Source organism: Pseudomonas sp. PARCl1, assembly GCF_947311875.1.
Classification (GTDB): Bacteria; Pseudomonadota; Gammaproteobacteria; order Pseudomonadales; family Pseudomonadaceae; genus Aquipseudomonas; species Aquipseudomonas juntendi.
Genome location: NZ_CAMZMX010000024.1, coordinates 47,060 through 70,153, shown reverse-complemented (window position 1 = coordinate 70,153; position 23,094 = coordinate 47,060). Strand labels below are relative to the sequence as shown.

The following is a 23,094-nucleotide window of genomic DNA, read 5'->3' as shown; positions in this document are numbered from 1 at the left end:
GCACCAAGGCGTTCGCGCGCGAATCCCACAGGAATAATTGGCCCGAAACAAACGTAGGAGCGAGCGCAGCTCGCGATGCGCCGCGCGGGCGGCGCTCGCTCTAACAGGCGCTGCATACGTTGTGGCAAACACCTGTCAGCCCTGATGCGATCCCTGTGGGAGCTGGCTTGCCGGCGATAGGGCCATCAAATCCACAACAAATTCCGGATCAGTCGTACATCACCTTCTTCTTCCAGGTCTCGTCCTCATCGGTCTTGAGGCCCTGGGTCAGTTCGTTGTGTTCGTCCTCAGCCGGTTCCATCTGGTCCAGCACCTGGGCGTTGGCCCGGCCCAGCAGTTTCTCCAGGTACGTCAGCTGCTCTTCATACACCTTCGGCTCCGGCTGCTTGCGCAGGTACTGCACCCCCCGTTCAAATGCCAGGCGGGCTTGGCCTGGCTGGCCTTTCTGCAGGGCCTGCTGGCCGAGGTTGTTGAAGAACTCGATATGCAGCAGCACCAGAATGTGGCGGATCTCCTTGACCCAGTGCTTGGCCTCCGGCGCAGGCAGGAAGCCCTCATGCGCGGCCCGGGTCACCTGGTTGTGCAGTGCTTCCAGCAAGAAGCGCACATCCTTGGCCTTGACCTCGGTCTGGATCGGGTTGGGCGGGTTGTTCACCGGGATCTTTTCACCCAGGGCGATCAGCCCTTCCAGTTCGGCCATGCGTGCCTTCAACTGGGCATTGTGCTTGTCCACCGCCAGCTGGCGCTGGTTGAGGTTGAGCTCCAGGCGGGTCAGCAGCAGCTTCAGCGCCGGGGTCATGAACTGGCCTGGGAAGGTCTCGGTGATTTCGCCGCAGCGGCGCAGGCGGTCGGCCAGTTCGATCTTCAGGCGGGCGCGCTCCAGCTTGCCGTTCTCGACCACATTGTTGAGGTAGCCGATCACGATCAGCAACGCGATACCCGCTACGATGAGCAGGGTGATCAGAAGTGGTGTCACCGTTAATGCCTCATTGAAGAAGAATTACAGCGTTGAGTGTAGTGAGTTTGCCTCGGAGCGAATAGCGGCACAGGCAAACCCGTTCTCTATATCGACAAGCCAGCCCGCATCTGCACCCCGACCCACCCGGAAGTCATTGATTTAAATAAATTTCTACAAAGGGGTTGACGCCTGTATCAAGCATCCATAGAATGCGCGCCACTTGCAGCGTAAAGCACACAGTGAAACGCGGCAGGGAGTGAAAGCAGGCAGCGATGCCAGCAGCGTGTCCCCTTCGTCTAGTGGCCTAGGACACCGCCCTTTCACGGCGGTAACAGGGGTTCGAGTCCCCTAGGGGACGCCAAATTGCGGGAATAGCTCAGTTGGTAGAGCACGACCTTGCCAAGGTCGGGGTCGCGAGTTCGAGTCTCGTTTCCCGCTCCAGTTTCTCCGGCAACGCTGATGGCGGGGCAGGAAAAGAAAATCCAGGCTGAATCGTGAGGTTCATGTTCTGGTGCACTGAAAAGTGTCGTGTGTCCCCTTCGTCTAGTGGCCTAGGACACCGCCCTTTCACGGCGGTAACAGGGGTTCGAGTCCCCTAGGGGACGCCATTTGCGGGAATAGCTCAGTTGGTAGAGCACGACCTTGCCAAGGTCGGGGTCGCGAGTTCGAGTCTCGTTTCCCGCTCCAGTTTCCAAAACTATGGCGTTCATGACGGTGTAGTAGGTTGTAAAAGTATCAAACGCGGGAATAGCTCAGTTGGTAGAGCACGACCTTGCCAAGGTCGGGGTCGCGAGTTCGAGTCTCGTTTCCCGCTCCAATATGAAACGCACCAAGGAATTTTAACTTTCCTTTGGTGCGTTTTTTTTTACCTGATCAAAACCCTGGCCATGGGGATCAAGCCATGGCAGGGCCCGCTAGCGATATTCGATGGTGAAGTTCAATGCGCCCTTGGCCTCGCCTGGGGTAACCGTTGCTGCGGTCTGGTAATACCGGGCGCGAAGGTCCAGGCGCGTGATGCCGGGGGTAAGGCCCACCATATCCACGTACTCTTCCAGCTTAACTGGCGTGTTGTCACTACGCAGTACTTGAATGCCAATGCCAGCGGCGGTCGAGTCGGTGGTCAGGGTGAACAGGCCCAGGTCCCGGTCCACCGGCACTGAACCGTCTACGCCGTCCAGGCGCATGAACGCGCGGGCAACGCTGCCGGCCGGGTCGTCCTCGCAGTCGCTGAGTGTGATGAAGAAATCCACTGGGTTGGTTGTGCTGCCCTGGCCTGTGAAGTCGGCGATGTCGTGAGTACCGAGTTGTACCGGATTGGCGCTGACCGCGTCAGCCTTGACCGTGCACTGGGCCTGCTGGACTTGCCCGCCCAATGTAAGCCTTACGGCATCCCCGACATCACTGACCACGCCCCTGACGACTTCCTGACTGAATGAGCTGATGCCAGCCGGGATGGGGCCTGTCTTGATCAAGGCCATGTACTTGATGATGAGATTCCTCATCACCAGCGGTGTAGGTGCCATATTTCTCTGGTTTTCACCCACATAAGGAACAGCGCCAATACCTCCGTCGTTTGCCTGGAACGTATTGCTGGCCGTGCCGTTGAGGAAACCGCCCAGTTCCAGGTACAGACCTACACCCGGGATACTGGTTTGCAGCACTTTGCCCGTCACATCCTTCCCGTCAACGGGAGGGAAGGTCCCCGGGGCTACAGGGAGTGGCGTGCCCATGTTCGCCGTCAGTGCCAAACTCCCGTCGTTGTCGCAGTTCAACGCAAAACCGGGGCCGGCTATCCCGGTGCTTGTCGCGGAGTAGATCTTGCTACCCACCGGGGCATCACGGGCCACCCACCTCATGCCAGAGATGTTGTGCGTGAACTGCATCGGGCCTGTGGTCGTTGGCCATTCGCATCCCAGGGCATGGGCCTGGCTTGGCAGTGTCAGCATCGTCGCAGCAGCGGCGATGCCAATGAACAAACGCGAAACAAGGGGCATGGTCGGTTCCTGTTGCAAGCGTGCGGCAGCGCGCACGGGCTGGATCATGGAGTGGGGCAGCGCAAAGTCTGCAGGCGATAGCCTTGCTCTTCTGGCATGGTTGCAGGGTCGATGCTGAACAAGCAGCGCTGTCCGGCGCGCTCGCCCCAGCGCGCTTCCAGGGTTTGCGCCTGGGCATCTGTTGCAATCAGCGCCTGGCCCGCCTGGCCCACTACGGCCAGGTGCTTGCCCTGCTTGTCATTGAGTTGGGTGCCGAAGGGCAACGGGCGGCCGTCGGCATGCTGCAGGGTCAGGATCAGGCGGTTTACCTGCTGCGCCTTGAATGCCGCCAGGGCGACCGCCCCTCGGCGGGGCACAACCTGCGTAACGCCGTTTTCGATTTCAACACCAGGGCCGAGCTGGTCGGTTTGCAGGGTGACCTGGTTGACCCTGTAGGGGCGCATGTGGGGGGCAAGGATGTAGCCACTGTTGTCGGTGCTGCCACCGGGCACGTTGTCGACACCTACGCCGGGCACGTCGGGCACATGCACCAAGGCCGTGGTCTCGCCCAGGTATTGCCCCAGCACGATGCCGCCGGCATGTGCCAGCACCGCGCCACTGGCATTGACCGAAACACTGCGGAAGTCGTCCGCTTCGGTGTAGCCGGCACCTACGTTCACCTTTTGCGTCTGGTAACCCATCGATACCGACGCCGTCTTGCGCTGCTGTTCGTCGTTGGCCAGCGATGCCAGGTAGCTCAGGCGGTTGTCCTGCGAGCCGCCGTTCAAGCTGGCGCGTTCGCTGAAGTGGCCGTTGCTTTCCTGCACGTCGAAACTGGCAGTCGTTGACGTGCCCCAGTCCAGCGGGATGGTGACCCCCAAGCCTACGATGCGGTCGCTGCCGTTGTCGTCGCTCAACGACTGCGAGGCATACAGGTTGATGCTGACCCGGCGATACTGAGTATTGAACTGGAACTGGTACTGGCGTCGCTGGCGGTTGGTGTGCCAGTAATCGTCCTGCGACAAGGTCAGGCTCAGCGAGTTGCGGTTGTTGAACGACTGGTAGATCGAGCTTTCCAGGCGGCTGCGGCGGTTGCCCTGGTAGCGGCTGGAGGCGTTGCGCTGCTGCACGGCTTCGTCGAACTCACGATAGCCTTCGGTGGAGTAGCGGTAACCGGCAAAGCGCAGGCTGGTGCCGGTCTGGAAGGCTTTACCATAGCGCACTGAATAACTCTGCCCCTGTACCTGGCCGCCTTGCTCGCCAAGATCGGTACGGGCCTGAGTCACGTCCAGCGACACTGCGCCAAAGGTAGCAAAGTCGCGGGCGATGCCAAGGTTGGCAGCGTCGTAGTACTCGCTGCCCAGTAGCCCACCATACAGGGTGGTGCCCCACTGGCCGCCACGGGCCAGGGTGGCTTGCCAGAGTGCGGGGTTGTCGATGCCGTCGGCGCCGTCATAGCGCCCGGCCACCAGGTTGTAGCGCCACACGCCTTCGCGCAGCAGGTTGCTGAGGGTGGAATAGGGCTGGATGAAGCGGCGCACCTGGCCGTCGGCTTCGGTGAGGACGATTTCCAGGTCGCCGCTGCTGCCACCAATGCCCAGATCGTTGATTTCGTATGGGCCGGGGGCAACGTAAGTGGAATAGATCGGGTAGCCGTTCTGCAGCACTTCGAGCTTGGCCCGGGTCTGTGCTACGCCGCGAATGACGGGTGCGTAGCTTTGCATCACGTCGGGCAGCATGCCCATGTCGGTGGCCAGCTGTACCCCTTTGATGGGCAGGCTGCGGAACACGTCGCCACTGCTGAATGTTTCGCCCAGGGTGAGCGTACCCCACTGCCCGGGCAGGTCGTGCTGGGCATAGGTGTTGAAATGCACCCAATCCTGGCCTTCGCCGTCGTCGCGCCAGCTCTGGCTGCTGCGCAGGCGCCAGCCGCCTAGGTTGATACCGCCATTGAGGTACAGGTCCTGGCTGCTGGAGGTGCCGGTGCGGCCGCTGAAATGCTGTGCAGAGGCCTGGTAGCTGACGAAGGCGGCATTGATGCCGTCGTCCCAGCGCTCGGGGGCCACGCTGCCGGCCACATCGCGGCGCAGGGCCACTTGCGGGATGGACAACGCCAGTTGCAGCTGGCCAGGGTTGAGGTCGTAGGTGGCATCGGGCACTAGCGTAGGTAGGTCTACACAGCGCGCGTCGGTGGGCAAAGGCTCGGCCAGCGCCTGCTCACGCAGGCCCAGCTCGCGCAGCAGGCTGGCGCTCAGGCAGGGCTCCAGGCCCTTGCCGTCGCTGCCTTCACGAAACTCGATTTCATGCTTGCCCGCAGGGGCCAGGTTGACCAGCACTTCAACCTGGTAGCGGCCGGGCGCCAGGGAGGCTTGAGCAGCCAGGGTATTCAGGGCGGCTATGCTGGCGTCGCTGGATTGCCCAGGGGTTTGGCGCATGAAGTTGGGGTTGAATTGCAGGGGGCGGTCCTCTGCAAGGGCCATTTCCGTAAGCAAAAACAAAAGGCCGTAACCTGCCATGGAGAAAAATAGGGATGCACCAAGGCGAATCGGCAACTGCCGATACTGTGTGTGTTGTTGCATACTCAGGCACCGTAGGTGTATGTAGCGTAAGGCCCTTTTCTCTGTTAGAGAATGAACTTAATGGCTTCTTTGGGAGAAAAATCAGGAGGCACATTACGGTCCTGAATGAATGATTCATGTAGGAAAATCCTGATTTGAGGTACAGGTAATTCCCGGCTTTATAATTTATTGTATGTAAGGGTGGCCGGTATGTAAGTCGGCCACCCTTCGCTGTTATCTAAAGGGTATATAGGTTGATCTACCTGTAGGTGTCCAGTTAAGGGAGCCCTCTTTTTTTCTATAGCCCAGCATGGAGCCAGCACTGGCTTTATAAGTAGTAGGAGATACAGGCGGGGTAACAGCGGGAATAGCAGGTTCGGCAAAAAGCTCTTCCAAGCGGTAAGAGCCAATTGAAGAACTTGAAGCAGTGGAACTCGTGCTACTGATCGAGCTTTGTGGCAATGTGGATGTGGCTAAATCACCGAAAGTTACTTTTTTGGTCGTCTGAGTCGCCACGTCGAAGCCCACGCCAGTAGCCATTGTTTGAGTGGAAGCGTCTGGATTGCCTGGCAGCCATATTTTGCGTTTGAGATTTAGCTGTCGTGTTGGAGCTTTTCTAGGGACACGCAGCCTGAAGAAAACATCTCCTTCACTGGGGGCCGGTGCAGGGCCGGGCAGCGTGCGGCGAACGGCGGCCTTGCTCCCCCCCTGATTCATGAGCCTTTCGAAAATCGTCCCCATCGTGAGTAGCCCACCAATAAATCCGAGCCAAAACGATGTGTTATAGGCCGTCTCGTCCCCCGTCAACAGTGCCCTCATACTCTCCTCCAGTGCGCCAATGTCGATGCCAGCGCTGACTGAGCCGAGCAGGAAGCGCAGGGTCCAGCCTACCGGCGGCAGAAGCATGATGCTGACCGCCGCAAACACAGCGCTCAGCGCCACGCCAAGCCAGGATTGCCAGTCGCCTTTGGGCTTCACGGGTTTGGGTGGGATGTAGGGCTGCTCCATGCTGTTTCGCATGCCGTAATGGCCACTCGGGTCGTGCCAGTTGACCGGGTTGCCGCCGCAGTACACGTACGGGTTGATACCCGCAGCTTCAGGCGCCGCGAGGTCCGGGCTGTGGAAGCGCATCAACCCAGGGTTGTAGGCACGGTAGCCACGCCCCAGCAGTGACCAGCCCAACGCCCGTTCGCGGGCTTCACCGTTGAAGCCGAGCAAGCCTACCAACTGGTCGTTGTCCGGTGAATCGCCGTAGGCGGTGTATGTGTTGTCGTGCAGTTCATCACTGCTGCATTCACCCAGCACGCTGTTGGCCGCGTCGGTGACGAATAGCCGGTTGTCGGCGGTTTGAGCCGGGCGTTGCAAGCCCAAAGGGCGCTCGCCGGCGTACAGGTACTCGGTCAGCAGTTCTGCTTCGCGTGTGCTGCTCAACCGGTAGCCCTGGTAGCGGCGCGACACTTCCGGCTCTTGCGCCTGGCGCACCCCGATCAGGTCGTTGTGGCCGTCATAGCGGTAACGGTACAGGGGCTGCCCGTCGCTCGCCCGCTGGACTTCACTCAGGCGGCCACGGTCGTCGTACACCAGCCGGTTGCCTTGCTCGTCGTTCAGCAGGTTGCCTTCAGCATCGGAATCGAACGCCTGGCTGGCCGGGTAGTCGGGCTGCAGGGAATGCTCCGCTCGTGTCAGGATGAAGCCGTCGTAGGTATAGAAAGCTTCGTCTGCTGCACCGTCGGCAAAATCGGTGTAGCACTCTGTGAGGTTATTCAGCTCGTCGTAGACGAAAAACTGACTCTTGATAGCGCGCCCAGCTGCGTTGTTCGGCAGGGCGGTGCCAGTGCAACGGTGTTCCTCCAGCCGGTCGAGTGCATCGTAGTTGAAGGTTTCCAGCAACAGTTGTTCGCCATCACGGATAAGTGCGCGGCTACTTAGTTGGTCATCCTCCTGCCACGTCAGTACGATGTGCTGGGTGAGGGTGGAACCATCCTGCCGGGTGAGAGTTTGTTCGCGTTTGTGCTCGCGACCTAGAAGGTCGTAAGTTTGCTCGCACACTAGCCTCTGTTTGTTGATCAAGTCCTGCGTTGTAGTTTTCCAGAGCCGCCCCAGCGTGTCGTACTCGAAGGAGGCAACCAGGTCACCTTGACGGGTCTGTACCAGTTGGCCCAGGTCGTTATAGGCGTGGTTTACCGCAACGCCGTCACTTTCGGTGTAGCCCAATGGCAAGCCTTGGAACGAGTGTCGGTAGTCGCAGTGGTAGCCCTTGGCATCCTGATCTTCCCATTGGGCTTTCAGCAGGTAGCCTTGATCGGTGTAGCTATAGCTGTGCTTGCCTTGTGCATCGCTGGCTGTATTGATGGCTGAGGTTTTGCTGTCGTAATCGAACGTTGTGCTCGGCACTGTGCCCACATCGATCTGGCTGGGCTGGGCTGAGCGGGTGGGGCGATAGTGGTAGGTGTACGTGCGCTGCGCCGTGGTGCGGCTTTCTAACAGCGAGGTGTTTTCCTTGTAGGTATAGGCTTCTTGCTGCAAACCGGCCGCCAGCGTCTTCAGGCGTTCGAGACCATCGTACTCCCGCTGCCAGGCCAGGGTGGGTTGGGCGCCTTTGCGTCGCTCGACCAGCAGTTGCTCGGCCAGTGGGTCAGCGCTGTGTAGCGCGAAACGGCTGAGCACAGCCGATTGGTCGGGTCGCTCGTTACGGGTTACCCGGCCTTCAGAATCGTAGGTGTACTGATTGACTCGGCTGACCGGCCTGCCGTTTCGGTTAAAGGTGTGTTCTTCACGGGTGCAGCGCGCCAGGCCGTCGTAGCTGAAGTCTTGGCGGCCAACGATCTGGCCTGCTTCGTCCAACCGGTATTGATAGGCCGGCTTGTCGAAGTTATTGCTTTCGGTGACCTGCTGCTGCTGACGAACCCCCGGTTTGTCTGCCGTCTCGACCCAGCGGGTAATGATGTCGCCCGATTCACCAAACGGCGAAAACTCACTGTGTTGCGTCGCGCCATTGGGCAGCGTGGTCTTGCACAGTTGGCTCCAGGCATCGTATTCGAAGGTGGAGGTCAGCTCCAGGGTCTTGCCGTCGTAATAGTCAAAGGTGGTTTCTTCGCTTAGCTGGCCAAGTTCATCGTACTTGCGCCGAGCAACGATTTTACGTTGCCGCAAGGGTCTAGCGCCTGGCGGGGTATCCGTAACTTGCGTTTCGCGCTCCTCGGTCACCACCCGGCTGCAGCCATCGAAGGTGACGATGGTGCTCACGCCCGTGCTGCCGGTGGACGACTGCGAGGCCAGCCCGGCTGCGCCCTCCTCGGGATGGGTGACCAACCCGTACTGGTGGATGACCTTGCTCTCGTCCTCGCCTTGGCCGGGTGCAACAATTTCTTCCTTCAGGCGTGCGAGCGGGTCGTAGATGCGGCGAATGCTGTTGCCGGTGTCATCCTCTTCGTACACCGTTTGACCATGCAGGCCAGATGCGGCTGAACGGGTCGTTTTCTGCACCAGGTCAAAGCCGCACACGGTTTCATCGGTCCAGTATTCCAGGCCGTGCTCCTTGTCGGTGACCTTGCAGTAGCTCCACTCAACACGTGAAGTGCGGCTTTCGATGGCCCGGCGCACTGGGTTGGCGCTGTCGTCACCGTAACGGGTGGTCACCTGATAACTCGGCCGACCATGCAGGAAGGCATTGTCTGGCATGTTCAGGTAAGCCCGTTCCACGTTTAGCAGTAGCACTTCGCGCTCGTCGGGCTGTTGAACATCGAATACTTGCAGGGTTTGTTCTGCGCAAGGCGCAAGCCATTCGCTCGCCTGGCCCAGGCTGGACAGCGCCGGGTAGGCCTTGTAGGTCAACCGGCTCCGAAAAATGGGGGCGCCGCCGGGCAACCCTGGCACGGGGTAGACGGTCTTGCATTTGAGGTTGCGCACAAAACCCTGGGGGTCGGGCGGGCAGGCCCAGTTATCGCCATTTTCATCGCCTGGCTGCTTTTCGCCCTCTTTGTCGTAGTAAGCGTAAGTGGTGCGCACGCCGGTGGGGGCTACCTCTTCGGTGGTGTTGCCATAATCGTCATACAGGGTGGTCGCGGTTTCCAGGCGAAGCTTGCTGGCGTCAGCACGTAATTTGTAGCGTTTGGTGATGGTCTTGGGCAGCTGGAAGTAGCGGGGTTGATCGTCGAAACTGACGCCGGCGCGTTCGTGGAACTCGGTTTCGGTTTCTTCGATATGGCCGTCTTCTTCCAATATTTGCCGGGTCAGCAGGTGATAGCGGTTGAACGTCTGGGTCTGGGTGCGGGCGACCTTGCCCGCTTTCCAGTAATGGGCAGTGACGCTGTAGCGGTAGTTAGCACTTGCCCGGTACAGGTTGTCCTCGCCGTCGTCACGCCAACTGACATTGCTGTTGCTACCTACATAGCTGTGCTCCACCTCGACGTTGTTGTCCTCATCGAAGTGCTTGTAGGTGTAGGTCGTTTTCAGCGGTGGCTGATCGGCCCGGGGCTTCACTTCGTGGCTGGTTACCCGTGGCAAGACTCTTTGCGGCTGTATATTGGGCAGTACGTGGCCCGGGTCGCCGTTCTCGCCGTAGCGAATTTCTTCTACAGCCCCCGTGGGTGTGGATACTTTCGCAAGGCAGGTCAGGCCATGGGCGCGGGTATAGCCGAAGCGCCAGTTACCGCCGATGTCAGCTGGCAGTTTGACTTCCACCAAAGCCCGGTTTTTCAGCTCGAGCCTGTAGCGCAGGAAAGGCAGGCCGTTAGCCCCTGCACTTGGATGCGTATCAACGGTGACCGCGCCATCGGTGTACTGCAGCTCCAGCAGCAGCGTGCCATTGTCATCGACGATCCTGGCCAGTCGGCGGCTCTCGGGAATGTAGTGGAGCGTTAACCCCTGGCCGGAAGGCGACCGGACTTTACTCGGCAGGGCGATGGGGTTGAGCTTATCGTGCAGGGTCAGTATTTCCACCAGGCCGGACTTGTGGACCACGCGGTAGGGGCCCTTGTCTTCATCGGCGGCAGTGCCGTCATCGTAAAAATGAAAGCTGTGAATTTTCTTTTCGCGAATGGTGGGTTGCGCCCCGGTACCTGTCACCTTGTAGCTTTCCCCCGTGTGCAGGGTAAGCATGCGGGTAGCGGGCTCGTAGCGGGTCATTGCCAGGCGCCAGCCGGTGCCGAAACCTGAGTCTTCATTGTTGAACGGGCTGTACGACAGGCGCAAGGGCAGCCCAGGGCCGGTCAGGTCGTTACCGGCCGGCACTGGCAAGTCAATGGCCAGGTTGTACTGGCCCGTACGTTGGTCGACATTGTTTTGCACGAAACTCTGGAAGTTGCTGGCGTTGCTGTGTACCCCGGGAGTGTCAGCCATGATCAGATGCTCCGCGGGGCGATGGTGACCACGATGCAGGTAAGATCTCCTTGCTTGATCGGGTCACCTTTACCAATTACTCGGAAGCCTCGGCTTGGCACATTGTTGTCCAGGCCGCTGTTGGTCAGGTAGCCCGGTTTTTCCGGGCGGCCCGCGTAGGTCCAGATCTTGTCGATGCCCATTTTTTCCAGCGAAGCATTGGCGCGGCTGGTATCGAGCTCAACCCAGGAACTGTCGAGCTTTTCACAGCGCTCATTATCAGTCAGCAGAAACGTCGATTTGATCGGCACGTTTCGAATGCGGATGGAGTGAGGCTCCCTGGCTTCTGACGGGCACTCTTTTTTGGGGAGCAGTTTCACGGTAGTGCCGCTGCCCGCTTCCGGCAGCTCGAACCCGCAAGCAGGTTCGGTGTTGTTGTCCACGGTTTGGTAGAGGGAGAGAAGGGGGGTGGGATCCGCCAGGTTCGAACGGGTGGTATCGGCTGCATCGGCGGCCACACTGCTTAACAACAACGGCATCGTCAGCATCGCCTGTATTAGGGCCGACGGAAGAGTGGGACGGCGGTCATTGAGTTGATTCATTTCTCAAAGCTCCCTGTTCAGGGTGTATGAACAGATAAAAGAAGACAGGTGTTTGCATTGCAGGGCCAAACAAGGCGTTTTGTCTGTCTGGAGCTTATTGAACTCGCCGCACCGCCGCACCTGGCAGAATTAACAGGTGCGCCGGGATAATAAGTGGAGGCTTCAAGGGCATACCTGTTTTTTTTGTTTTGTCACCTGGCAGATTTATCAGGTCTGGTTTTTGCCCGCGTACCCTGTGCCACCTGTTATTTCTGTCAGTAGCCAATCGCAGCGGTGCGCCGTGAAACTAAGAGCATCTTCAACCCACCAGGAGAATGTTCATGGTGATGCGACGCCCATTCGATGGCGGGGTCGATCAGCCCCAGTTAAACCCCGCTCCTGAAATACCGGCGCAAAACGCGTGGGGGGAAATTGACGTAAAAAACCTGAATGGCGACCATTTGGAATTTCTTATCAAGGACGCGGATATCCGGTTCGGTCAGAGCATATATCCGGTCTGGCGCGGGATTGCCGCAGACGGTACGCCGTTTGATCAACTTGATGCCGTGGTTGAGGTGCCCGCGGATTACGACACTACAAGAACCATGACCGCCAAGGTGGCCAAACGTTTTGTCGAGCCTTACGATGGTGGGTGGGCATTTTTATCCTACAAGGTTGAAAACGCAGATGAGTCCACGCCGGATTCAATGCGTATCTTTTGTTACCTGGGTTTGCGCGACCGTGGTGGGGTTGCCGAAACATTGGCGGTGGCGCAGGCGCGGGAGTCGCATGATAGTGTAATTGTCCTTTCAGACCTTGAGTCTGAAGGCGTGCGCCTGCTGGCGCCAAGCTACCGGGCCATGCAGGTCGGCGACAGCATCGAGCTGGTGGCGCGCAAGTTCAACGCTGCAGGGGACGAAATTACGCCACCGGCAACTGAGCGACATGAAGTGACCGAGGCCAATGTCGGTGAGCCGCTGCAATGGCAGATCGCCAAGTCAGACTTCAGCCGCGTGCGCAATGGCCGGGTAGCGTTTCAATACACGATTACGCTGTCCGCTAACGACGAAAAAGTGCCATCCCCTGTGCAGGAAATGACTGTAACAGAGGCGCCCAGCCCGGCTGACTTTTTGCCTGCTGCCACTATCGATGGCTTCACGGGGGTGCCGCTTGACCCTGGTATGTTCCCCGATGGCTTGATCGTTCGGGTGCCTACAGCGCCAAGTGTTCAAGTAGGTGACCACTATTTGCTGCACTGGAAAAGCCCCCAGGCGCTCGAGCCTGAAGTGCAGTTTGCGCGCATGGATGCGAGCAGCCTGCAAAGCGATGAGACCGTATTCCGGGTTGACCCGGCTTTGCTTGAACCGGGTGATCATAAAGTGTTCTACCAGGTTGCCCGCGCGGGGCACGCGTTGACTTCGCATAGCCTGGACGTAGCGTTTGAAACAGCACGCACCCTTGCAGCGCCACGTATCGAGCGCGCAGAAGAGGACGGCCTCGGCAGGCAAAAGCTGTCGGCGGACAGAGCGATTCTTGGGGCCTATGTAACGGTACCGGATGTGCCCCTGCGCCCAGGCGAACGCTTCGAGGTTCACTGGGATGGTTATGAGCACAACGGTAAGCAAGTGGTCGACACACCGGAGGTAGGTGACGGCCGCAAGTTCAAGATCGACCCTGGTGTAGTCGCCGCGAACATGCATCAGCCTGGCGATGACCACAGCAGGCGTTTCAAGGTGTTCTACCACATCGTCGATGAAAACGGTGTGCGCTCGGCACCCTCTGATGCGGTGGACTTGCGTGTCCAGCCGCTGGTCATCGACAACAACGTCAAATGCGATCAAGCCCAGGCCAACGGCGAACTTTGGCGGAGCAAACTCTCGGCCAACGGTGCAATGCTTGAGGTGTATGGGGTGCTGCTCTGGCCTTTCGCGGCAACCGGTCAACTGTTCACGCTGGCCATTCAAAGCGGCGCCGTATTACGTGATCGAGCGCCGGTCACTGCCGGCGAACTCAGCAATGCGCGCATACAACAGTGGTTAAGTGTTGCGACCTATAACGGGTTGGAAGAAGACAAACAGTACACCGTTTATGGGGAAGTCAGTTTCGATCAGGGCGATAGTTGGCACAAGCTTCGCCCGCTGCTCCTGATTCCCAAGCACTCTAAATAAATGGCCAGTGCAACTGGCCGCGCTGGCCAGGTTTAGGGGCGGCGTGCCGTTGCGCTGATTAACGCGGGTCACATGGAGTTGGATATAAATGAACAGTAAAGCACCTGTGCGGGCTCAAGCCGTGGGTATTCAATCCCTTGAAGAATTTCTGCGTAAAATGGAACAGGGCGCGCAAACCGTCAAGTGGGATGCGCTGCTGGTGTTTGACAGGGCGGCGACCAATGCCCTGCTGACGCAAGAGTACATTGACCGTATCGATATCGAGGAAGCATTTTTCCCCAAGCTGAAGGACGATGTGGTTGACTCAGGTAACGGTATCAAACATGTTCTGAATGGCCTGGTACTCGACAAGCCTCGGCTGTCTTTCGAGAACGCAACTATCGCGTATTCCAAGGGTAAGTTGCAGATGCGCCTGGTGGGCGGAAAGCATCTTGAAGTGATTGACACGCCTCACGCTGGCCAGATGGTCAGGAGCGTAACCGCCTTGGTTATCTATAATGCCGCTAACCGCGGCATACTGGACATGGACATTGACCTGAGGGCAGTACAAGGTTCCGTCAATGATAGCGGCAAGGTATTGCTTGACTTGAAGGACGGCACGGAACATGTCTTCAGTGGAGGGGCGACTGGGCCTGAGAGGATACGGTTGGGTATTTATTTCAAGGGACAATTGGACAGTTGGAGTAAGGAGATTACGCAGTTCCCGCTCAGCGAGATGGTGGTTGATGCTAACTCGCCTATAAACCCAGGGGTTTTTGGTATTCGCACTCACGCGGCGCCGGGAGGCGCCTTGCTCGGCTCCGAGAATTTTGGTGAAGGCGCGGTGGTCGTGTTTGTTGCCATGCAAGGCAGTAAGCCTGGTGATTACCCCCATGACGATAGCGCATTGCTGTACATGTTGCCCGCTGCGGTAGAGCCGTATACGAGTAATCTGGTACTCTCGCAGAAATTTATAGCTAATCAAGCCATTAAGCGTGGCTTGGATCAATTTGAATGGATAAATGGTAAATTCGACGTTAGAGAGCTGCCCGGCGAGCGCTATGAACTGGTTGCGAATGGACAGACTGCTCACTGGATAAGTTACGAATATTATGATGAGGGTCATGGAGGAACGCTGCAGCCTTGGCGCTGGAAGCTGTCGGTTAATGGAGTTCACGTTCCGCTGTTTTCTCCGGGCGATAAATTTGTATTCGAGGGCAGATCGCTTAAGGCGCACTGGCACACCGAAGTTGTGGCAGGAACTGTGGTGTATTTTATTCAGACCGGAGATTCGGCAGGACGTACTATAAATCTAGATATTAATGCGATTGTATCTATTGATGCTAGTTATAAGTTTGTGGTTGATGATGCCGAGGTTAAGCCGGTCCTAAAGTTTGTGATGGATGATGTAAAGGTTAATACGAAAATCGACATCCAAGATGATTTCGGTTCTGGCGACGCGGCTTCAGCCGCCAGGGAAAATTCCGCAAACATTGTAGTTGGGTTAGAAACCAAACTGGCATCGGAATTCGAGGCAAAAGCCAGCGAACTCATGGATATGACGTTTGAAATCGACGCCTTACGCCTCAATAATTTGCTCTTCCGTGGCGAGAACGTTGTCGAACCGCGCGACGTGTCCCTGCCGACCGACCTGACCCTGCTGGGCAAATTGGCGCCCAAGCGCACCACGATGGTGATAAGCCCTTCGGAGCCGATCGTGGCAAGGGGTGGAGTCATCGAATTCAGCGTTTCTCCTGCGGCGGCCAGTGTCAACTGGACCGTGAGTAACCTCCCTGGCGAAACCGGCGACACAGGGTCGTTCAAAGACCCCTCGGTAGGGCGGTATACGGCCCCCTCCGATGACGCGTTGCTGAGAGAAGGACAACGCCGGTTGATCGTAACGGCCACCAGTGGGGAGCTGGTCAGCAAAGCACTGGTTAGTGTTGTACCAAACCACATCACGGTCAGCCCCTTGGTGGCGGTGGTGGGTGTAGGCAGATCCTTTGCGGTGTCCGCGGGTACTCCCGACGGTGCTGCAGTGACATGGGATACTCCCGAACTGGGCACAGTCGCCCCGGATGACGATCCGCTGAACCCCGGGGGTTACAAATATACCGCACCGTTAGAACTGCCAATTGGCGACGGGACCAAGCCGGAGCACTACGGCGAGCTGCGCTTGGACGAGGTCACCGTTCGATCTGTGGGAGGCCACTCGGCGAAGATTGACATGCTGGTCGTTGGCTCCAAGAGCTCCAATTACTGGATGGAGCCAGAAGTCAGAGACGATGGCAAGGTGGCGCTTCCGTTCTACAAGTTGGACAAACATAAGCAGAAGGTCAAGGTTCCTGAGCCAATCGAATGGACTGTGCTTCGCGGCGGTGGGTCCGTCGACCAGGATACCCAAGTGTACACGCCTGGCAACGATGGGAACGACCAGTACGTAATCATATCGGCTTTCTGGGTCAACGATGATTGGTTCGACACCCACGACTACGTTATCTTGCCACTGCCGTTCGTCCCCGGGCCTGCTTACACCAATATCCTTAATGGCGTCAAGACTTCCCATGGTCTGGAGGAGGTGTGAGATGGAACGTAGGCTTGCTTCGCCGGAAGAACAGAAAACCTCTGTACGGCAAGATTGGGGGGGCGTGCTTGCCCTGGACCGCAGCTTGCTTGACCTGGTACTTCGTGAACAATACCTGGAAGCACTCGGTAACTTCGGTGCGATGGACCCTATCCATCTCGAGGCTTACCTCGATGAGGGCCAGCGAATCGGCGTTACCCTGCAAGGGCTGGTGCTGGGGGTGCCCCAAGTCAGCTTTGAACATGCAACAGGGGTCGGCTCGGGCCTGACGCTGCGGATGAACATTATCGCCGGGGAGTACATGCGGGTCTTGGGGCTTCCTGGCAGACCCAAGCGCGTGGTGGAAAGCTTTACCCTTACCGAAGCCATGGGCTATCGGGTCGAAGCGCCGCTGGAAGTGCGGGTCGGCCGACCCAAGGGGAGCCGGCATACCCAACTGCAACTGAACCTTGCCAGCGCGGACAGCTACTCTACCAACCTTGGGCCAACCCCCTATGCCCAGGCCATGCTTGGCCGGCGCCTGCAGCAATCGATCAGCTATATGCGGGCTTACCAGCACACCTATTCCCTGGGCAGTTTCGTCATGGACGACTACTACCCGCTGAGCCCGGAGCAGTTCATGGTCAATACCATGGCCGCACCTTGGGGGCAAAGCGAAGGCAGCCCTCGGTACGGGGACGGTGCTGTGCTGGTTTTCATGAAGTTGGGCATCGACTTGCGCCCAGGCGGCCAGCTACCCCCAGGCACCGACTTCCCTTACCCGATTGCCGAGGGTGCGAGCGATCTGCCGGGTACGCTGATCCTTGTACCGGACATTGCGGAGCTGGGGGCGGGGGAGGTAAAGGATGTGCTGAGTACCTTCAGCCTGCCCAGTGGCCATGAGTTCGTGATGCGGGCATCAAGCTCAGACGCAGATCTTGTCTTGACCGGAAACTGGCAAAAAAAAGCGGGCGCGTTAGCGGTCGAGCCTGCCTTCGCGAATGTGGTAACTGGGCAACCCATCGCGTTCACTGCTGATGGCGCAACGGGCCAGGTACTGTGGTCGGCCACCAACCTGATGCGCCCCAAGGCAGTTGGCACATTCAATGGCGCCAGCTACAGCCCAACCCCTGCAGACAGTTTTGTGCAGGACCAGCAGGTGGTGCTGGTAACCGCGACTTCGCCTGATGGCCCTGATCCGGTGCTTAGCCACGCGTTGGTAGTGGAAAGCGCCCGTACGGTACATGTCGCACCGCGTGTTGCCACGTGGGTGACAGGGGACGCCCCGATCGAGCTCCGCGCCTCTAGTGACGACGGCGGTAGCCTGCAGTGGAGCCTGGTCGAGGCGGTGCTTCTGTCCAACGGCACTAATCGGGTTCAACCGCTCGATCAGCCGCTAGGGGAGCTGGACGACAAAGGTAATGGTCGGGCCATTTTCACGCCCTATCCGCCTAGCAGCGGCCGCGATTTCGAGGTCCAGCGGATCCGTTGCACCAACCGGCTTACCGGGGATAGCGCCGAAGGTGCGGTGGTAGTGATTGGCTGGGAGGCGGACCTTAACGTGGTTCCGTTTCACGTCGCACAGGGGCTGTCGATGCAGCCTACACCGTTCACGATAATGTCTCGGGAGTTCGAGCAAAACCTCGGTCGCGCTGTGACCTGGACGGTACATGGGGAAGGTGAATTCCACGACAGCGTATACATCCCCCCGCAAAGCCCGCAGTTGCCGATTGCGGTGGTGACTGGGTTTGACGGCATTGAGCGCACCGGCTACGCCATCGTGGAGTTCAGCCAAAGCCGGCAGGACAAAATAGCCGGTCTATTGTCATGGGAGACCATTGCCAATTTCGAACTTAGAGCCATCGGTGCACCGCAGTGCTACGCCAATGGTTGGCAGCAAGTCGAAGTCGAGGTCACCGTTGCTGCTGCCGATGATAGCAATGGTAACCCGGTCGAGATCTCCGACGCCGATCTGGCCACATTGAAGTTCTTGAATGCTGATAACAACAACGATCTGCCGTTCCTGGCGCCGCTGGAGGAAGCCTTGGCTGCCGGAGATGATGACGCGCCAGACTGGGCGGTCAACAGGGTTGCCAACGATATCCAGCGTCAACCTGGATTGCAAGTTGGAGGTAGCGCGCCTTTGCGGGCCAGAAATCGCCGGTTTTTCCTGCATTCACGTAAGCCGGGGGTGATCGGGGTGATTGCCTCGATACAGAACACCCTGACAGGGAAAGTGGTTACGTCTGAAAACCTTGGCGAAAAGGGTAAACTGGAATTGCGCGGGCAGGACATTCCGTCCTTTACCCAGGAGCTGTACTCTTTCAAGCGCACGCGTGTGGCGGGGGATACGTCACCGTCTGAAGGGGATGAGTTCGCTTACATCGACACCAGTACAGACAACTGGTTGCTTGAGCACGTTATCAAAGAAGGCCGGATAACCAAGTTTGCACGACTGTTTATCAAGGATTCCGATAGAAAATCGGCTGTGCGTTGGTCGTGGCAGCCGGGCTCGTCTACCCCCCCTGTCCAAGACGACGACTTTGTCAGCTTTACCGGGTTTTCATTCGAGTCGAGTAATGGCCAGATAAAGGACGAACTGTTGTTCGACGGGCTGCTCTACCGCATGGCAAAGAATCGGGCCTATGCATTGCCAGATAGGGTGCTAGGCGCAAAGCCGGGTGCCGGGCAATTGATGATCACCCTGCAGCGGGATTCAGGGTTTGTGCTGTCCTGTGGTCTTGAAGATCCGGGTTATCGCAAGGCATTGGAAAGGGACTTGGAGTTTACCCTGCTGGATGTGGAGGGTAACACGCATCCATTGAAGTTTACGTTTGCCGTCACGGCGGAAGAAGAAAGGGCGGGCATTACCCATCGCGACGTCCTGAAACTCTCGATTCGTTGAGCAATGGCTCACCTTAGCGCACATGGGCACTGGGGTGAGTTGCGACACAACCTCCTTCGGATGATCAATAATATGGCTATTGAAACAGTAGTTCATTCCAATGCATTCAATGCGTCGGGTTTTGTCCAGAATGCGGTCGATCCGCGCACTGGCCAGTATGCGATGAGTATCAACCTGCCCCCCCTTGTCGGTAACTATCAAGCTGGCCCAGACCTGCCGATTCGCCTGGTATTCAATCCATTCAGCGACAAAAATACTGGCTTTGGCCAGGGTTGGTATATCGAACTTACCCAATACATTCCGACAACTCGCATGTTGCGGCTTCATACCGGCGAAAGTTTCCGGGTGACTGGGTCTGGCAACGAGCCAGGCATTAAAGAAAGAAAGCTCGAAACGTTCCGCTTTTTCGAGGAGAGTGTAGAAGGCAAGAAACAGTATCGTGTGGTTCACAAATCCCACATGGAAGAAATCCTGAGCGAGTACGGTACCAGGGATAATCTAGTTGCATTGCCTTCAGAAGTTCGCGCGGCATCGGGCCATCGTATCCTGTTGAAGTATGACAATAATCAACGGCTGGAGCGGATTATCGACGGCACGGACCTGGTATTGCTGGAAATCAGCTATGGCAGCACGGTAAACCTCAAATTGCATCCCTATGCCAATGATGGCAAGCCGGTCGCAGAGTACAAGCTCGGCCTGGTCGATGGGGAGTTGCGCCAAGTTGACTTGCCAGGTGAGGCTGGTGGCAACTGGCGGTTTGAATACACCCTCGCCAATGGGCTGACTTGCCTGGCCAAGGTTTCGACACCCTACGGTAGTGTGGAAGATATTCGCTATGGGGAGAATGGCGATACCGGCCACCTGCTGCCAGGGGGAGGGACGCGGGCAGCGATACCGCGGGTGACCTCTCATGCAGTCAACCCTGGCGCCGCCCAGCCGTCGGTGAAAACCACCTACACCTATACCATCTTGCATGAGGGGATTCAGGCCCCGCACAATTTTGTAGGTAATGGCAGCGATGTCACTTGGCGTGACGATGGCGAAGACAACCTTTATCGCGCCAGGTCCAATTACCGGTATGCAAGTACGGCCCACCAATGGGGCAAGGGCGCGGATGGCACGGATCAGGTGTTGCGTACCACCGAGCGTACTTACAACCGTTTCCACTTGCAGGTGAGTGAGGTCGTTGTGCAGGGCAAGAACCAACTCGCCAGCAGCACCACGTACCACGGCAATCCGGCAACTGAATTCGACAATCAGCCGAGCAACTTCCAGCTACCGCTGGAACAACGCAGCAGATGGTCAGTGCAGGGGGATGCCTCCCGGGTGCGCGAGGAGCCTGCCACCAGAACCGAGTATGACCTGCACGGCAATCTGATCGCTCAGACCTTGCCCACCGGGCAGCGTACCGTTACCGAGTACTACCCGGGCGAAGATGATCCGGACGGTTTCGTGCGTAACCCGAAGCGCGTGACGCAATACCCTGCAGAGGGTGGCGACGAGCCTGCACCGATATTGCGGCGACACTTCGAGTTTGAAGCGCTCCCCCGCGTGGTCTACCCGGCTCGCTCTGCCAAACTGCCCGCGTCCGATTGGTTGGTGCTGACGCAGGAAAGCCTGTTGGAAGTGGTTGACGGGGTAGAGCAGGCGCCTTTGCAGGTCACTACCACGCGCCCGGTCAATGTTGCCACCGACCTGCTGCGCCATGGGCGCCCGTTGCTGCAAACCTTGACCATGGGCGGTAAAAGCACCAATACCGCTTTTACTTACAGCACCGATGACCTTGATGGGCACCCTGTATTGGTGACCGAGCAGCAGGTGACGGGTTTCGATAATGGCGAGATCGACCCAGTGACCGGCCTGCCGCGCAATGTTTGCAAGGTAATCACGCTGAAGGATTCGATACTGATTGGCGAGCCCATTCTGAATCGCGACGACAACGATATTGAGATCGAGTACGCCTACGACGCTCTGCGCCGTGTGATTCGGGAAACAGTGTCGCCCAATGACGATAAGTACAAGGCGTCCCGTACCTACGCATACGGGCTTGTGAGCGGGGCCGGTGGCCAGGCATTGCAAAGCCGAGTGGATGTTAAAGGGGTTGCTGTCCGCTCGTACATCGATGGCCTGGGGCGAGTGGCCAGGGAGGAGCGTCATGATGCCGACGTCGACGGTGGGGATGCCCTTCTGCGCCAGGTCTTCCGCCCGATTAATGCGTTTACCTACGATGAGCTTGACCAGTTGACCGAAGCAGTCGAATACGATTGGAAAGGCGCCGAGCAAATGCCGTTGGCGACCCGGTATGAATACGACGACTGGGGGCAGCAGCGGTGCGAAATCGGTCCGGATGGTGTCAAGCGGTACCACGAGCAAGACCTGATCGGGTCTAACCCTTTCGGTGCGGACCCCAATGGCAACCTGCCTACCCAGACCGTGTGGAGTGAATCTGCCGATGGCACAATGAGCCTGGGCAAAACCACCACCTGGCTGAATTTGTTTGAGCAACCTGCCCTGGTTCGGCGATTCGACCTGGCGAACAAGCTGTATGCCAAACATGAGTATTTCTATGACGGGCTGGGGCGAAATGTGCGCGAAATCGATGCACGCGACACCACCACCCGCTCCAGTTATGACGTGTTCGGCCGTTTGGTGGACCAGACCCTGGCAGACAGGTCTGTGGTGCATCGCGACTATGCCGTGCACAGCAGTGAAGACCTGCCGATCAGTATCAGCGTCGGCGGCATCATGCTGGGTGAGCAGGTTTTCGACGGCCTCAACCGAATGATCACCTCCATTACCGGGGGGCGGGCGCGCCACATGCAGTACGAGCCAGGCCAGACCAAACCAAGCAAAGTGAAGACGGCCGCCGGCAATGTCATTGAGTACCAGTACCTTCCGCAGTTGGGTGAGGAGCCTCAAGTGCGGCGCATTCCGGGCCGCCAGGCGGATTATGAATTCGACCCGCATAACGCGCGGCTCACCTGGTGTAAAGAGGAGGGCGAAGAGCTTGCCCGCGCCTATTTCAGTACAGGCCAGATCAAGCAGGAAACCCGCACGATCGGAAACGAGACCTGGTCAATGGAATATGGCACCAGCCTGTTGGGGCGGCAGTTGTTCTATAAAGATGTTCTCGGTCAGACGCAGACTTATGCCTACTACGCCAGTGGCCTGCTGGAGCAGACTGCGCTGGGGTCTACCAGCAGCCGGTTCTTCTACGATGGGCTGAGCAATACCCAATGCATTCTCACGCTCGACGGTACACAAGGGTTGGCCACGGAACTTGAGTATGACCACCAGGGGCGCGAGTGCCTGCGCAGATTCGTGTTCCTGAATACCGTGGTCGAGGCACCGATCGAAGGTTTCCAGTTTGCCAATGATAGTGTGCAGGCGCTGGTGGACACAGCGGGGCTGCTGGTGCAAGGGATTCAGGTGCTGGAGCAGGAATACAGCCTGCTTGACCAGATCACGTTCAAACGCCTGTCCGAAAACGGTAGTGCCTTGCGTGAGGAGAGTTACAGATATGACCGGCGTGGTCGCCTCGAGGAGTATGCCTGTGACGGATTGCTTTCCCACAGCCCGAAAGACCCGGCTGGTAAAACCATTCGTCAGCAGTACTTCAATTTTGATGCGCTCGACAATATCACCTGGGTACTGACTGATTTCGAAGAAGAGGACGGTAGTAAAGACTCAAATGAGGCCACGTACCTGTTTGAAAATGACGACCCTGCCCAGCTGACGGGTGTGACTAACACGCATGCAGACTATGCCGACTTCACCCTGGAATATGATGAGGACGGCAACATGAAGGTCGATGACAGGGGCAAGGTGTTGACGTATGACGCCTTGGGGCGTCTGAGCAGCTACGATGGTGGCGGTTACAGCTACGACCCTCTGGACAGGCTGTCAGGCCAGGAGGCATGAAGCAGCTGCTGTGAAGATCGGGGTGTGAAGCTAATGTCGAGCAGTCAAGCGCTTGAGACCCCTTTGCAGCCGATCGCCGGCAAGCCGGGCTTCCACAGGAGCAGGGCAGACCTCAAGTTTTGCCCGGCCCCTGTGGGCGATTCTATGGTTTCTGGCAAGGGTAGCCGGA

9 protein-coding genes and 5 tRNA genes are annotated in these 23,094 nt (G+C 58.1%); 9 read left to right on the top strand and 5 right to left on the bottom strand.

All coding sequences use genetic code 11. The features are described from left to right. Positions 1 to 208: 208 nt before the first annotated feature. Positions 209 to 976 carry a hypothetical protein gene (locus QME24_RS14630; protein WP_009683625.1) on the bottom strand — a complete coding sequence of 256 codons (768 nt, stop codon included), beginning with the start codon at positions 974 to 976 and terminating at the stop codon, positions 209 to 211. Between the two features lie 267 nt (positions 977 to 1,243). On the opposite strand from QME24_RS14630, the gene QME24_RS14625 reads away from it, so the two are divergent. The 5 genes from QME24_RS14625 to QME24_RS14605 all read left to right on the top strand — a co-directional run bounded on the left by QME24_RS14625 (position 1,244) and on the right by QME24_RS14605 (position 1,775). Next, positions 1,244 to 1,319 (top strand) — tRNA-Glu (locus tag QME24_RS14625). Positions 1,320 to 1,323: 4 nt separating this feature from the next. Continuing rightward, positions 1,324 to 1,399, top strand: a tRNA-Gly gene (locus QME24_RS14620). Between the two features lie 91 nt (positions 1,400 to 1,490). Next, a tRNA-Glu gene (locus QME24_RS14615) sits at positions 1,491 to 1,566 on the top strand. Positions 1,567 to 1,569: 3 nt separating this feature from the next. After that, positions 1,570 to 1,645 (top strand) — tRNA-Gly (locus QME24_RS14610). A 54-nt stretch (positions 1,646 to 1,699) separates the two neighbouring features. Next, positions 1,700 to 1,775, top strand: a tRNA-Gly gene (locus QME24_RS14605). A gap of 97 nt (positions 1,776 to 1,872) precedes the next feature. Here QME24_RS14605 and QME24_RS14600 read toward each other — a convergent pair. From QME24_RS14600 to QME24_RS14585, 4 genes are all read right to left on the bottom strand, one after another. Further along, complete coding sequence (locus QME24_RS14600) at positions 1,873 to 2,952, bottom strand: fimbrial protein (protein ID WP_054905927.1); 1,080 nt, start codon at positions 2,950 to 2,952, stop codon at positions 1,873 to 1,875. A 44-nt stretch (positions 2,953 to 2,996) separates the two neighbouring features. Further along, positions 2,997 to 5,411 carry a fimbria/pilus outer membrane usher protein gene (locus QME24_RS14595; RefSeq protein WP_082414742.1) on the bottom strand — a complete coding sequence of 805 codons (2,415 nt, stop codon included), beginning with the start codon at positions 5,409 to 5,411 and terminating at the stop codon, positions 2,997 to 2,999. A 312-nt stretch (positions 5,412 to 5,723) separates the two neighbouring features. After that, on the bottom strand, positions 5,724 to 10,778 hold the full coding sequence (locus QME24_RS14590; protein WP_280091569.1) for an RHS repeat-associated core domain-containing protein: 5,055 nt from the start codon (positions 10,776 to 10,778) through the stop codon (positions 5,724 to 5,726). A 53-nt stretch (positions 10,779 to 10,831) separates the two neighbouring features. After that, on the bottom strand, positions 10,832 to 11,410 hold the full coding sequence (locus tag QME24_RS14585; RefSeq protein ID WP_125855286.1) for a hypothetical protein: 579 nt from the start codon (positions 11,408 to 11,410) through the stop codon (positions 10,832 to 10,834). A gap of 320 nt (positions 11,411 to 11,730) precedes the next feature. Between QME24_RS14585 and QME24_RS14580 the strand changes: the two genes are divergently transcribed. The 4 genes from QME24_RS14580 to QME24_RS14565 all read left to right on the top strand — a co-directional run bounded on the left by QME24_RS14580 (position 11,731) and on the right by QME24_RS14565 (position 22,925). Next, positions 11,731 to 13,557, top strand: coding sequence for a hypothetical protein (locus QME24_RS14580; RefSeq protein WP_280091570.1), 1,827 nt, complete (start codon positions 11,731 to 11,733; stop codon positions 13,555 to 13,557). A gap of 88 nt (positions 13,558 to 13,645) precedes the next feature. Continuing rightward, complete coding sequence (locus QME24_RS14575) at positions 13,646 to 16,120, top strand: hypothetical protein (RefSeq protein WP_235767974.1); 2,475 nt, start codon at positions 13,646 to 13,648, stop codon at positions 16,118 to 16,120. A 1-nt stretch (position 16,121) separates the two neighbouring features. After that, positions 16,122 to 19,004, top strand: coding sequence for a hypothetical protein (locus tag QME24_RS14570; protein WP_280091573.1), 2,883 nt, complete (start codon positions 16,122 to 16,124; stop codon positions 19,002 to 19,004). 72 nt (positions 19,005 to 19,076) lie between these two features. Then, complete coding sequence (locus tag QME24_RS14565; RefSeq protein ID WP_280091574.1) at positions 19,077 to 22,925, top strand: sugar-binding protein; 3,849 nt, start codon at positions 19,077 to 19,079, stop codon at positions 22,923 to 22,925. The last annotated feature ends 169 nt before the right edge of the window (positions 22,926 to 23,094 follow it).

What these genes read in the sequence shown, in the direction of transcription:
- QME24_RS14600 (WP_054905927.1), bottom strand. Translation starts at nt 2,952, where the DNA reads ATGCCCCTTGTTTCGCGTTTGTTCATTGGCATCGCCGCTGCTGCGACG.
- QME24_RS14595 (WP_082414742.1), bottom strand. Translation starts at nt 5,411, where the DNA reads ATGGCCCTTGCAGAGGACCGCCCCCTGCAATTCAACCCCAACTTCATG.
- QME24_RS14585 (WP_125855286.1), bottom strand. Translation starts at nt 11,410, where the DNA reads ATGAATCAACTCAATGACCGCCGTCCCACTCTTCCGTCGGCCCTAATA.
- QME24_RS14580 (WP_280091570.1), top strand. Translation starts at nt 11,731, where the DNA reads ATGGTGATGCGACGCCCATTCGATGGCGGGGTCGATCAGCCCCAGTTA.
- QME24_RS14575 (WP_235767974.1), top strand. Translation starts at nt 13,646, where the DNA reads ATGAACAGTAAAGCACCTGTGCGGGCTCAAGCCGTGGGTATTCAATCC.
- QME24_RS14570 (WP_280091573.1), top strand. Translation starts at nt 16,122, where the DNA reads ATGGAACGTAGGCTTGCTTCGCCGGAAGAACAGAAAACCTCTGTACGG.
- QME24_RS14565 (WP_280091574.1), top strand. Translation starts at nt 19,077, where the DNA reads ATGGCTATTGAAACAGTAGTTCATTCCAATGCATTCAATGCGTCGGGT.